9 protein-coding genes and 1 pseudogene are annotated in these 12914 nt (G+C 52.8%); 6 read left to right on the forward strand and 4 right to left on the reverse strand.

The features are described from left to right. Positions 1-5: 5 nt before the first annotated feature. From QUF14_RS23985 to yijE, 4 genes and pseudogenes are all read left to right on the forward strand, one after another. Positions 6-1196, forward strand: a pseudogene (locus QUF14_RS23985) (bifunctional metallophosphatase/5'-nucleotidase); the annotation flags it as partial. Positions 1197-1578: 382 nt separating this feature from the next. Beyond that, complete coding sequence (metF, locus tag QUF14_RS23990; RefSeq protein WP_000007523.1) at positions 1579-2469, forward strand: methylenetetrahydrofolate reductase; 891 nt, start codon at positions 1579-1581, stop codon at positions 2467-2469. A 328-nt stretch (positions 2470-2797) separates the two neighbouring features. Further along, positions 2798-4978 (forward strand): catalase/peroxidase HPI, encoded by a 2181-nt coding sequence (gene katG / locus QUF14_RS23995; RefSeq protein ID WP_100733990.1) that lies wholly within the window; start codon positions 2798-2800, stop codon positions 4976-4978. Positions 4979-5071: 93 nt separating this feature from the next. Continuing rightward, positions 5072-5977, forward strand: coding sequence for a cystine transporter YijE (gene yijE, locus QUF14_RS24000; protein WP_001271249.1), 906 nt, complete (start codon positions 5072-5074; stop codon positions 5975-5977). A gap of 24 nt (positions 5978-6001) precedes the next feature. On the opposite strand, the gene QUF14_RS24005 is transcribed toward yijE, so the two are convergent. The 4 genes from QUF14_RS24005 to ptsP form a co-directional block, all read right to left on the reverse strand. Then, on the reverse strand, positions 6002-6619 hold the full coding sequence (locus QUF14_RS24005; RefSeq protein WP_000647850.1) for a DUF1287 domain-containing protein: 618 nt from the start codon (positions 6617-6619) through the stop codon (positions 6002-6004). A 271-nt stretch (positions 6620-6890) separates the two neighbouring features. After that, the gene (gene gldA / locus QUF14_RS24010) at positions 6891-7994 is read right to left on the reverse strand and encodes a bifunctional L-1,2-propanediol dehydrogenase/glycerol dehydrogenase (protein ID WP_000373989.1); all 1104 of its coding nucleotides are present in this window, start codon (positions 7992-7994) and stop codon (positions 6891-6893) included. 10 nt (positions 7995-8004) lie between these two features. After that, positions 8005-8667, reverse strand: a complete 663-nt coding sequence (gene fsa / locus QUF14_RS24015) for a fructose-6-phosphate aldolase (protein ID WP_000424845.1) — start codon at positions 8665-8667, stop codon at positions 8005-8007. Between the two features lie 11 nt (positions 8668-8678). Then, positions 8679-11180 (reverse strand): phosphoenolpyruvate--protein phosphotransferase, encoded by a 2502-nt coding sequence (gene ptsP, locus QUF14_RS24020; protein WP_001185165.1) that lies wholly within the window; start codon positions 11178-11180, stop codon positions 8679-8681. Between the two features lie 308 nt (positions 11181-11488). On the opposite strand from ptsP, the gene QUF14_RS24025 reads away from it, so the two are divergent. Continuing rightward, positions 11489-12568: a PTS fructose transporter subunit EIIC gene (locus tag QUF14_RS24025; RefSeq protein ID WP_001004468.1), complete on the forward strand. Its 1080-nt coding sequence runs from the start codon at positions 11489-11491 to the stop codon at positions 12566-12568. 14 nt (positions 12569-12582) lie between these two features. Next, complete coding sequence (locus QUF14_RS24030; protein ID WP_000161265.1) at positions 12583-12903, forward strand: PTS fructose-like transporter subunit IIB; 321 nt, start codon at positions 12583-12585, stop codon at positions 12901-12903. Positions 12904-12914 lie beyond the last annotated feature (11 nt).

The raw sequence follows: 12914 nt of genomic DNA on the forward strand, positions 1-12914 counted from the left end.
TCCAACAGTTGAGTCAGGCAAAATTCCCGATTGTGCAGGGTAATGTTTTTTATCAGAACAGCAGTAAATCATTCTGGGATAAGCCCTATACCATCATTGAAAAAGACGGCGTGAAAATTGGCGTGATTGGTTTGCACGGTGTATTTGCCTTTAATGATACGGTATCTGCGGCAACGCGAGTGGGTATTGAGGCGCGTGATGAAATTAAATGGCTACAACGTTATATCGATGAACTCAAAGGCAAGGTTGATTTGACCGTTGCCCTGATCCACGAAGGTGTTCCGGCCCGCCAGTCCAGTATGGGGGGCACAGATGTGCGCCGCGCACTGGATAAAGATATTCAGACGGCAAGTCAGGTGAAAGGGCTGGATATTTTGATCACCGGGCATGCACATGTGGGTACGCCGGAACCGATTAAAGTCGGCAATACGCTCATCCTCTCCACTGACAGCGGTGGGATTGATGTCGGTAAACTGGTACTGGACTACAAAGAGAAGCCGCATGATTTTACGGTGAAAAACTTCGAGCTTAAAACCATTTACGCCGATGAGTGGAAGCCCGATCCGCAAACGAAACAGGTGATCGAAGGCTGGAATAAAAAGCTTGATGAAGTGGTGCAACAAACGGTGGCGCAATCGCCGGTTGAATTAAAACGTGCCTATGGTGAATCGGCTTCCCTCGGGAACCTGGCGGCGGACGCTTTGCTGGCAGCGGCGGGTAAAAATACCCAGTTGGCGTTAACCAACTCTGGCGGGATTCGCAATGAGATCCCGGCGGGTGCAATTACGATGGGTGGCGTCATCAGTACCTTCCCGTTCCCCAACGAACTGGTGACGATGGAACTCACGGGTAAACAATTACGCAGTTTGATGGAACACGGCGCAAGTTTAAGTAATGGCGTTTTACAGGTATCGAAAGGCCTGGAAATGAAGTACGACAGCAGCAAGCCGGTTGGTCAGCGGGTTATCTCACTGACTTTGAATGGCAAACCGATTGAAGATGCGACGGTTTACCACATTGCCACTCAGAGTTTCCTTGCTGATGGTGGAGATGGTTTTACCGCGTTTACCGAGGGTAAAGCGCGCAATACGACGGGCGGTTATTACGTTTATCACGCGGTGGTTGATTACTTTAAAGCGGGTAATACCATCACGGATGAACAGATCAACGGTATGCGCGTGAAAGATATTAAATAAAAGTACGCACTGAGTTGACTCTACTGTTTGTTACCCGTTGATTTCGCAGATTCTGTATTCGGCCTACACGAGAGCGCAGGCCGAATCAGATGCTTTAGCATCACCATCTGGTGGCAGGGCGTTGTTTTTCGAATGAGAACAGGTGCCGTTGTGTTGCCTGTATATCAGTCAAAACGAGTGAGGTTGATTGCGCTATATAGAAATCTCTTTATTACCTCTAATTAAGATGAGTTTTTTTCATCTTCCCTGATTTTTCCTCACCATCATTGGTCATTTTTCGGTTGACGCCCTTCAGCTTTTCCTTCATCTTTACATCTGGACGTCTAAACGGATAGATGTGCACAACACAACATATAACTACAAGCGATTGATGAGGTAAGGTATGAGCTTTTTTCACGCCAGCCAGCGGGATGCCCTGAATCAGAGTCTGGCAGAAGTCCAGGGGCAGATTAACGTTTCGTTCGAGTTTTTCCCGCCGCGTACCAGTGAAATGGAGCAGACCCTGTGGAACTCCATCGATCGCCTTAGCAGTCTGAAACCGAAGTTTGTATCGGTGACCTATGGCGCGAACTCCGGCGAGCGCGACCGTACGCACAGCATTATTAAAGGCATTAAAGATCGCACTGGTCTGGAAGCAGCACCACATCTTACCTGTATTGATGCGACGCCCGACGAGCTGCGCACTATTGCACGCGACTACTGGAACAACGGTATTCGCCATATCGTGGCGCTGCGTGGCGACCTGCCGCCGGGAAGTGGTAAGCCAGAAATGTATGCTTCTGACCTGGTGACGTTGTTAAAAGAGGTCGCGGATTTCGATATCTCCGTGGCGGCGTATCCGGAAGTGCATCCGGAAGCGAAAAGCGCTCAGGCGGATTTGCTCAACCTGAAACGCAAAGTCGATGCCGGAGCCAACCGCGCGATTACTCAGTTCTTCTTTGATGTCGAAAGCTACCTGCGTTTTCGTGACCGCTGCGTATCGGCGGGCATTGATGTGGAAATTATTCCGGGAATTTTGCCGGTATCTAACTTTAAACAGGCGAAGAAATTCGCTGACATGACCAACGTGCGTATTCCGGCGTGGATGGCGCAAATGTTTGACGGGCTGGACGACGACGCTGAAACCCGCAAGCTGGTGGGCGCGAATATTGCCATGGATATGGTGAAGATTTTAAGCCGTGAAGGAGTGAAAGATTTCCACTTCTATACGCTTAACCGCGCTGAAATGAGTTATGCGATTTGCCATACGCTGGGTGTTCGACCTGGTTTATAAATAGTGTGCCTTTTGTGAAAATCACACTGTGATCACAAATTTTAAACAGAGCACAAAATGCTGCCTCGAAATGCGAGTGAGAAAATAAGGTAGTCAGCCTTGTTTTCTCCCTCATTTCTTGAAGAATACGAAGCTAAAACCCTTTTTTATAAAGCATTTGTCCGAATTCGGACATAATCAAAAAAGCTTAATTACGATCAATTTGATCTACATCTCTTTAACCAACAATATGTAAGATCTCAACTATCGCATCCGTGGATTAATTCAATTATAACTTCTCTCTAACGCTGTGTATCGTAACGGTAACACTGTAGAGGGGAGCACATTGATGAGCACGTCAGACGATATCCATAACACGACAGCCACTGGCAAATGCCCGTTTTATCAGGGGGGTCACGACCAGAGCGCAGGTGGGGGCACAACCACGCGTGACTGGTGGCCAAATCAACTCCGTGTTGACCTGTTAAACCAACATTCTAATCGTTCTAACCCACTGGGTGAGGACTTTGACTACCGCAAAGAATTCAGCAAATTAGATTACTACGGCCTGAAAAAAGATCTGAAAGCCCTGCTGACAGAATCTCAGCCGTGGTGGCCTGCCGACTGGGGCAGCTACGCCGGTCTGTTTATTCGTATGGCCTGGCACGGCGCGGGTACTTACCGTTCCATCGACGGACGCGGCGGCGCGGGTCGTGGTCAGCAACGTTTTGCACCGCTGAACTCCTGGCCGGATAACGTAAGCCTCGATAAAGCGCGTCGCCTGCTGTGGCCAATCAAACAGAAATATGGTCAGAAAATCTCCTGGGCAGACCTGTTTATCCTCGCGGGTAACGTGGCGCTGGAAAACTCCGGCTTCCGTACCTTCGGTTTTGGTGCCGGTCGTGAAGACGTCTGGGAACCGGATCTGGACGTTAACTGGGGTGATGAAAAAGCCTGGCTGACTCACCGTCATCCGGAAGCACTGGCGAAAGCACCGCTGGGCGCAACCGAGATGGGCCTGATTTACGTTAACCCGGAAGGCCCGGATCACAGCGGCGAACCGCTTTCTGCGGCAGCAGCTATCCGCGCGACCTTCGGCAACATGGGCATGAACGACGAAGAAACCGTGGCGCTGATTGCGGGTGGTCATACGTTGGGTAAAACCCACGGTGCCGGTCCGACATCAAACGTAGGTCCTGATCCAGAAGCTGCACCGATTGAAGAACAAGGTTTAGGCTGGGCGAGCACTTACGGCAGCGGCGTTGGCGCAGATGCCATCACCTCTGGTCTGGAAGTGGTCTGGACCCAGACACCGACCCAGTGGAGCAACTATTTCTTCGAGAACCTGTTCAAATATGAGTGGGTACAGACCCGCAGCCCGGCTGGCGCAATCCAGTTCGAAGCGGTAGACGCACCGGAAATTATTCCGGATCCGTTCGATCCGTCGAAGAAACGTAAACCGACAATGCTGGTCACCGACCTGACGCTGCGTTTTGATCCTGAGTTCGAGAAGATCTCTCGTCGCTTCCTTAATGATCCGCAGGCGTTCAACGAAGCCTTTGCCCGTGCCTGGTTCAAACTGACGCACAGGGATATGGGGCCGAAATCTCGTTACATCGGACCGGAAGTACCGAAAGAAGATCTGATCTGGCAAGATCCGCTGCCGCAGCCGATCTACAACCCGACCGAGCAGGACATTATCGATCTGAAATTCGCGATTGCGGATTCTGGTCTGTCTGTCAGCGAACTGGTGTCGGTGGCCTGGGCGTCTGCTTCAACCTTCCGTGGTGGAGACAAACGCGGTGGTGCCAACGGTGCGCGTCTGGCATTAATGCCGCAACGTGACTGGGACGTGAACGCCGCAGCCGTTCGTGCCCTGCCAGTTCTGGAGAAAATTCAGAAAGAGTCTGGCAAAGCTTCGCTGGCGGATATCATTGTGCTGGCTGGTGTGGTTGGCGTCGAGAAAGCCGCAAGCGCCGCAGGTTTGAGCATTCATGTCCCGTTTGCGCCGGGTCGCGTTGATGCGCGTCAGGATCAAACTGACATTGAAATGTTTGAGCTGTTGGAGCCGATTGCTGACGGTTTCCGTAACTACCGCGCTCGTCTGGATGTTTCCACTACTGAGTCACTGCTGATTGATAAAGCACAGCAACTGACGCTGACCGCGCCGGAAATGACCGCGCTGGTGGGCGGGATGCGCGTACTGGGTGCCAACTTCGATGGCAGCAAAAATGGCGTCTTCACTGACCGCGTTGGTGTATTGAGCAATGACTTCTTCGTGAACTTGCTGGATATGCGTTACGAGTGGAAAGCGACCGACGAATCGAAAGAGCTGTTCGAAGGCCGTGACCGTGAAACCGGCGAAGTGAAATACACGGCCAGCCGTGCGGATCTGGTCTTTGGTTCTAACTCAGTCCTGCGTGCGGTGGCGGAAGTTTACGCCAGCAGCGATGCCCACGAGAAATTTGTTAAAGACTTCGTGGCGGCATGGGTGAAAGTGATGAACCTCGACCGTTTCGACCTGCTGTAATCTGACCTTCTTCAGCGACTGTCTTTCAGGCAGTCGCTGAAGTTTCTTTACCGGCGTATAGTGTCCACAGGAAAACTACACACTGGATCTCTCATGTCTGCCGCAGGAAAGAGCAACCCACTGGCAATCAGTGGCCTGGTTGTGCTCACACTTATCTGGAGTTATAGCTGGATTTTCATGAAGCAAGTCACCAGCTACATCGGTGCCTTCGACTTTACCGCTTTACGCTGCATTTTCGGCGCTCTCGTTTTATTCATCGTCCTTTTATTACGCGGTCGCGGAATGCGCCCGACGCCCTTTAAATACACCTTAGCCATTGCCCTGTTACAAACCTGCGGGATGGTTGGCCTGGCGCAGTGGGCGCTGGTGAGCGGCGGAGCGGGGAAGGTGGCGATCCTGAGCTATACCATGCCATTCTGGGTGGTGATTTTCGCCGCGTTGTTTCTCGGTGAACGCCTGCGACGCGGGCAATATTTGGCGATTCTGATTGCCGCTTTCGGCTTATTTTTGGTGTTGCAGCCGTGGCAACTCGATTTCTCTTCGATGAAAAGCGCCATGCTGGCGATCCTCTCTGGTGTCAGTTGGGGGGCGAGTGCCATTGTCGCTAAACGCCTTTACGCCCGTCATCCGCGCGTAGATTTATTGTCGTTAACATCCTGGCAGATGTTGTATGCGGCGCTGGTGATGAGTGCGGTCGCTTTACTGGTGCCGCAACGTGAAATTGACTGGCAGCCCACCGTATTCTGGGCGCTGGCCTACAGTGCGATTCTGGCGACGGCGCTGGCCTGGAGCTTATGGTTGTTTGTGCTGAAAAACTTGCCCGCCAGTATCGCCAGCTTAAGTACGCTGGCGGTTCCCGTTTGCGGCGTACTCTTTTCCTGGTGGCTGCTCGGTGAAAATCCCGGCGCGGTTGAAGGCAGCGGTATTGTGCTGATTGTGCTGGCACTGGCGCTGGTGAGCCGTAAGAAAAAAGAAGCCGTCAGCGTAAAAAGGATCTGAATTTTTTACAGGTGGGGCGAGCGCTCATTTAGCAAAATACCGATAGTGCCCCACCATCCGCCAGCTAAACAGCACGTCTTCTTCCTGCGCGCCTGCGCCAATGTTATGTATCACCAGCGGCGTACCGTCGCGGGCAAAGCCATCTGACACCACTCCGATATGCGCCAGCCCATTATCTAATCGCCAGGAGACAATATCGCCCGCTTGGTAGTCACTGGCGTTTTTGCTGGTGGGGCGTGTTTTATCGTGGCGGGTAAACCAGGTTTCCAGATTAGGCACCCGACGGTGATCGATGTTGCTGTCCGGGCGCTTTAACTTCCACTTTTGCGGATAATCGGCAAAATTCTTCGCCATATCTTCGTGAACCAGTTTTTGCAAATCGACCTTCTGGCTGCGCAGGGCGCGGATCACCACATCGGAACATACACCGCGTTCTTGCGGGACATCACCGCCAGGATAAGTAAGCTGCACATACGCCGGATCGTAAAATAGCGTGCTGCCAATTTGCTGTCTGGCACCGTCTGCGATGGCAAGATTGGTGTTGGCCTGGATTTGTACCACGGTTAGTGGAACGGCGGGAGATTTTAAGGAGTGGCTGGTAAATGCCGTCAGAAGACTGAACAACGCCAGTGAAGCTTTCATCTGTTTCGTCCGTGAAAAAATATTCACAGATTCGACCTTCCGGGCTAACGATTGTTCTGTGGAGAAAATGTCCAGAAGCGGATAAAAACTCCCGAACAACGTGGGAGTATCAGATTAATGGCACAGAGTGCCGGATGCGGCGTGAACGCCTTGTCAGACATAAAAAGCACGTAAATTCAATGCATTGCAGATATTTCGTAGGCCTGATAAGCGTAGCGCATCAGGCAATTTTGCGTTCAAACTCCCGGACAAGCCGGGAGTTTGGCATAGATTATTCCCACTCTTGCAGGAAACGCTGACCGTACTGGTCGGCTACCAGGAGTGCGGCGTAAACCTGATCTGGCGTCGCGCCGCCAGGCATGTTGTGGATGGTTTCACCTTCTGCACATGCCGCTTCTGCCACAATCCGCATTTTCGCCGGGACATCTTCTTTAATATCCAGTTGAGCGAGGGTTATTGGCAAACCTACCGCATGGCTAAGTGCAGCTACGGTTTCGATTTCTTCCACCGGCGCATTTTCCAGAACCAGCTGCGTCAGCGTACCGAATGCCACTTTTTCACCATGATAATAGTGATGGGCATCAGGGATTGCAGTCAGGCCGTTATGCACCGCGTGTGCCGCAGCCAGCCCACCGCTTTCAAAGCCAACGCCGCTCAAATAGGTGTTCGCTTCAATCACGCGTTCCAGTGCTGGAGTTACTACATGCTGTTCGGCGGCAAGCATCGCTTTTTCGCCTTCTTCCAGCAGCGTGTTGTAGCACAGTTCAGCCAGCGCCAGCGCTGCCTGAGTACACTTACCGCCCGCCATTGTGGTCGCACCGCTACGAGAGCAAGCACGCGCTTCAAACCAGGTCGCCAGCGCATCGCCGATACCCGCCGCTAACAGACGTGCAGGTGCGCCCGCGACGATTTTGGTGTCGACAATGACCATATTCGGGTTATTTGGCAACAGCAAATAGCGGTCAAACTCACCATCATCGGTGTAGATAACAGACAGCGCGCTGCACGGCGCGTCGGTAGAGGCAATAGTCGGTGCGATCGCTACCGGAACACCCATGAAATGTGCCAGCGCTTTGGCAGTATCGAGGGTTTTTCCGCCACCGATACCGAGAATTGCGCCACACTGCGCAGTCTCCGCGATGCCACGCAGACGGTCGATCTCATTTTGCGAACATTCACCGCCAAACGGCGCAATTTCTACTACCAGTCCAGCATCTTTAAAGCTTTTCTCGACAGTGGATTGAGCAAAACCTAAAACAAATTTGTCACCCACCACTAACCAGCGTTCTGCCAGCGGCTTCAGGTACTCGCCCAGACGATTAATGACATCTGCGCCCTGGATGTATTTACCCGGTGATTGAATAATGCGGTCCATAATTGCTCCTTTAGAGATGAGTAGTGCCAAATGCGGCATTCCAGTCGTGCTCAAACTTCTCTATAGCCGACTCTACCGCAGGAGTGTTGAGCATTTGTTGCGCTACATCTAAGGGTAGGGTGATGGACTCACATCCTGCCAGCAAACAATCCAGCGCCTGACGCGGTGTTTTAAAGCTGGCAGCCAGCACCATGCTTTCTGGCGCGTGCATTTCCAACAGCGCTTGCAGCTCCTGAACCGTACGAATGCCGTCACCGCCCTGGGCGTCGACGCGGTTAACATACGGAGCAACATATTTTGCCCCTGCCAGCGCGGCTAATAACCCTTGTGCGGCGCTATATACAGCGGTGCCAAGTGTAGTAATGCCCTCTTTTTTCAGCATTTTAATGGCGGCAAGACCTTCGGAAGTTACCGGGATTTTCACCACAATGCCCGGAATGGCGTCGCGCAGGCGCTTCGCTTCTTCCACCATACCCTGTGCGTCACGACTCATGGTCTGAGCAAACAGAATACCCTCATCACCAATCGCTTTTTGCAAACGCGGCAGCACTTCCCAGATGGACTCCTTGCTGGCAGCGATAATGCTCGGGTTAGTTGTTACCCCGGCAATCGGGAATATGCGTGCCAGACGTTCGACTTCTGCGACGTTAGCGGTGTCCAGATACAGTTCCATGATGTTTCCTTTTACAGTTCCAGTTCATGTTGCAGCAGGCTGGCGATAGCGTCGGCAGAGGCGGCGTTAACCAGCGCGTTACGGAATTCTTCGTGCATGATGCGGCGAGCGAGGCGCGAGAAAATGCGCATATGCTGATCGCCGGCAGCGTGTTTGTTAAGGGTTAACATAATGATGAATTGTGCTTCATCATCGCCCCAGCGCACTGGCGCTTGCAGACGCGCCACGCTGATGGTGGACTGCTCAATGTGTTCTGATTTGCTGTGTGGAATGGCAAAACTAAAGCCCAGACCGGTAGAGAAAACGGCCTCGCGCGCCCACAAGTCGGCTTCCAGTTTACGCGGATAGCGGCAGCGGCCCGCCAGCAGCAGGTTATCGGTCATGCCTTTGAGCACTTCTTCTTTGCTGCGCCAGTCGCTTTCCAGCGTGATGCACTCGGCGGTGACCAGCGGTGCGTCCTGTTGCGTCATGCGGAATTGTGCCAGCAGGTGTTCCACTTCCAGCGAAGTACGGCAGGCCATTGCCTGGTTGAGTAACTGGCGGCATTCGCGGCTATCAAGTTGCGCCATCCGCGCTTTCGCCGCCGGAATTGACGGTGCACTCATGCTCAACTCATCCAGCCCTAAACCGACCAGCAACGGCAGCACGGAACCTTTCGCCCCCAGTTCACCGCACAGACCAATCCATTTGCCCTGGCGATGCACTGCCTGCACGGCGTAATCAAGCGCTCGTAAGAATGCCGGATTCAGGCTGTTGTAGTGACGAGTTACCTTAGCGTTATCGCGATCCACTGCCAGCAGATATTGCGTCAGGTCATTACTACCAATACTAAAGAAATCAATCTCTTCACAGCATTGATCGATGATGAACATTACTGACGGCACCTCAAGCATGATACCGAGCTGGATCTTCTCATCAAACGGAATGTGTTCGTTACGCAGCTGCTGTTTAGCTTCCGCCAGTTTTTCTTTCACCCATAAGATCTCTTCCATTGAAGAGATCATCGGGATCATGATTTTCAGGCTGCCATGAGCGGAGGCGCGCAGGATCGATCGTAGCTGCGTGGTAAACAACGAGGCGTACTCTTCATAAATACGTACGGCGCGATAACCGAGGAACGGGTTTGCCTCTGCGGGAATATTCAGATAATCAACGGGTTTGTCACCGCCAATATCCATAGTGCGCACAATAATGCTGCGTCCGTTGGCGGACTCCAGCGCCTGACAAAAAATGTTGTACAGCTCGCTTTCGCCCGGTGCACTGGTGCGATCCATATAGAGCATTTCAGTGCGGAACAAACCAACGCCTTCCGCACCATTGCCGAATGCGGCCTGCGCTTCGACGGAGTGAGCGATGTTAGCGGCAATTTCAATGCGGATACCGTCAGCGGTACGGGCTTGTTGGGTCAGCCAGACACGCTGTTGCTCACGAAGGGCGTTCTGTACGCGGGCTTCTTGCTGATAATAACGGGCTACGGCTTCTCCAGGCTCAACCACAATCGCCCCAGCGTTGCCGTCGATATAAATCGTTTGATGCTGCCACGGAGTAAGGGCATCAATATCCACACCAACCAGCGTCGGAATGTTGAACGAACGGGCAAGGATCACCGTGTGTGAGGTGGTGCCGCCGCTTTTGAGCAACAATCCTTTGAGGTGATTTTTATCCAGTTCGAGGAACTGGCTAGGGGTCAGTTCATCCGCCATACAAATGGCGGGCTGCGTTAGCTTGCCCGGTGCCGGAAAGCGTTTCTCGCCGTAGATTTGCTGGAGTAACTGGAAGCAGACATCGCGCACATCCAGCGCGCGTTCTTGCAGGTAGCTGCTGCTGGAACGGGAAAACTCTTCGCAAAAGTGATTCGCACTGGCGACAATCGCTTCGGCGCAGCTTAATCCAGCGCTGACGCCTGCCAGTAAATGTTCGCGCAGGGAAGTATCGCCAGCCAGGGAGCGGTGCGCTTCCAGAATCGTGCTGGTAGCACCGTCGCTATCCAGCAGACGAAACTCAATATTTTTCAGTACCAGTGTCAGGCCGTTTTCCAGCGCGGATTGCTCGGCGTCAACGCCGTTGGTTGCGGGGAGGTTACCCAGCGCGTTGAGATCTAAAGAAGAGATTGGCGTCAGAATGCCGCCTGCGCTACCACTGCATACGGTGCGGGCGCGGATAATACGCGGATTCAGGTTGGTCAGTGAAACCGGCAGCGGCTCCAGTTCGTCAGATTTTACTTCCGCCAGCGGCGCGTCGCAGTGGGGAAATTCATCGCGCAGCCATTGGCTTAAACGCTGATGCGCTTCCTGTTCATCGGCCCCGGAAATCAGTAACTGGCAGCTATCGCCCACCAGCGTATCGGTGCCAATCAGCGCAAGGGCGCTTTTGGCGTTGCCCTTGCGGTCAGTGCGCAGGTTATGCCACTCAATTTGTGATGAAAAAGTATTACACAGCGTTTCAACGTGGCTTGCCGGACGGGCATGTACGCCGTTAGGTAGCTCACAAATAAATTCCACAATCAGGGCCATTGCCTTTCTCCCGGTACGGTTCTCTGTTTACAGGATAAGAGCGCACGGCAACGGCCTGCCATGTGACAAATCTGCCAAAAGCTGGACAAATGTAATGTAACCGTCAATTTGCGACGCGTCTCACAAGATGCCGTTTTGCGGCAGGCTTCCGGATTATCGCAAGTTATGAGGCGGATCGCATTTTTGTACTGATATTACAAAAGTCCAGTAAATGGCCTTTTTATCCACTGTTTGCTCCGCCTGCGATTGCCTATTGTTTCCTCCATCAAAAATATGGACATGGGCTTTTGCAAGCCCGGGAGCAGCTTATGAATGAGTTGGTGCAGATCCTGAAAAATACCCGTCAGCATTTAATGACGGGCGTTTCACATATGATTCCCTTCGTGGTATCGGGCGGTATTTTGCTGGCGGTTTCCGTCATGTTGTATGGCAAAGGCGCAGTGCCGGATGCCGTAGCCGATCCGAATCTAAAAAAACTGTTTGATATCGGCGTTGCGGGGTTGACGCTGATGGTGCCTTTCCTCGCAGCGTACATCGGTTATTCCATTGCAGAACGTTCTGCGCTGGCTCCGTGCGCCATCGGTGCCTGGGTTGGTAACAGCTTTGGCGCGGGCTTCTTTGGTGCGCTGATCGCAGGGATTATCGGCGGCATCGTGGTGCATTATCTGAAGAAAATTCCGGTGCATAAAGTTCTGCGCTCGGTGATGCCAATCTTCATCATTCCGATCGTCGGCACACTGATTACCGCTGGTGTCATGATGTGGGGACTGGGCGAGCCGGTGGGTGCGTTGACCAACAGCCTGACTCAGTGGCTACAGGGGATGCAGCAGGGCAGCATTGTTATGCTGGCGGTGATCATGGGGCTGATGCTGGCGTTCGATATGGGCGGTCCGGTTAACAAAGTGGCCTATGCCTTCATGCTGATTTGCGTTGCTCAGGGTGTTTATACCGTGGTGGCTATTGCCGCTGTTGGGATTTGTGTTCCACCGTTGGGCATGGGGCTGGCGACGCTGATTGGTCGTAAAAATTTCTCTGCAGAAGAGCGCGAAACCGGCAAAGCGGCGCTGGTGATGGGGTGCGTTGGTGTTACTGAAGGGGCGATTCCTTTCGCCGCTGCCGATCCGCTGCGTGTCATTCCGTCCATCATGGTCGGTTCAGTTTGTGGTGCGGTAACTGCGGCGCTGGTCGGTGCGCAGTGCTATGCAGGCTGGGGTGGTCTGATTGTGCTGCCTGTGGTTGAAGGCAAGCTGGGTTATATCGCAGCAGTGGCTGTCGGGGCAGTAGTGACAGCAGTTTGTGTGAACGTGCTGAAAAGTCTGGCGCGTAAAAATGGGCCTTCGACTGATGAGAAGGAAGACGACCTGGATCTGGATTTTGAAATTAATTAATTGAGGAACGAGCCATGACGAAAATTATTGCAGTAACCGCATGTCCATCTGGTGTTGCCCATACTTATATGGCGGCAGAGGCGCTTGAAAGCGCTGCGAAAGCGAAAGGTTGGGAAGTGAAAGTAGAAACTCAGGGCTCGATTGGTCTGGAAAATGAACTGACTGCGGAAGACGTGGCGAGCGCCGATATGGTGATTCTGACCAAAGATATCGGCATCAAGTTTGAAGAGCGTTTTGCTGGCAAGACCATTGTGCGCGTCAACATCAGCGACGCGGTAAAACGCGCTGACGCCATTATGAGCAAAATTGAAGCTCACCTGGCACAAACCGCTTAAGTCCTTATCCC

It is taken from the genome of Escherichia sp. HH091_1A, from assembly GCF_030295175.1.
GTDB classification, from domain to species: Bacteria; Pseudomonadota; Gammaproteobacteria; order Enterobacterales; family Enterobacteriaceae; genus Escherichia; species Escherichia coli_F.

Coding starts and splice junctions, on each gene's coding strand:
- metF (WP_000007523.1), top strand. CDS start 1,579: ATGAGCTTTTTTCACGCCAGCCAGCGGGATGCCCTGAATCAGAGTCTG.
- katG (WP_100733990.1), top strand. CDS start 2,798: ATGAGCACGTCAGACGATATCCATAACACGACAGCCACTGGCAAATGC.
- yijE (WP_001271249.1), top strand. CDS start 5,072: ATGTCTGCCGCAGGAAAGAGCAACCCACTGGCAATCAGTGGCCTGGTT.
- QUF14_RS24005 (WP_000647850.1), bottom strand. CDS start 6,619: ATGAAAGCTTCACTGGCGTTGTTCAGTCTTCTGACGGCATTTACCAGC.
- gldA (WP_000373989.1), bottom strand. CDS start 7,994: ATGGACCGCATTATTCAATCACCGGGTAAATACATCCAGGGCGCAGAT.
- fsa (WP_000424845.1), bottom strand. CDS start 8,667: ATGGAACTGTATCTGGACACCGCTAACGTCGCAGAAGTCGAACGTCTG.
- ptsP (WP_001185165.1), bottom strand. CDS start 11,180: ATGGCCCTGATTGTGGAATTTATTTGTGAGCTACCTAACGGCGTACAT.
- QUF14_RS24025 (WP_001004468.1), top strand. CDS start 11,489: ATGAATGAGTTGGTGCAGATCCTGAAAAATACCCGTCAGCATTTAATG.
- QUF14_RS24030 (WP_000161265.1), top strand. CDS start 12,583: ATGACGAAAATTATTGCAGTAACCGCATGTCCATCTGGTGTTGCCCAT.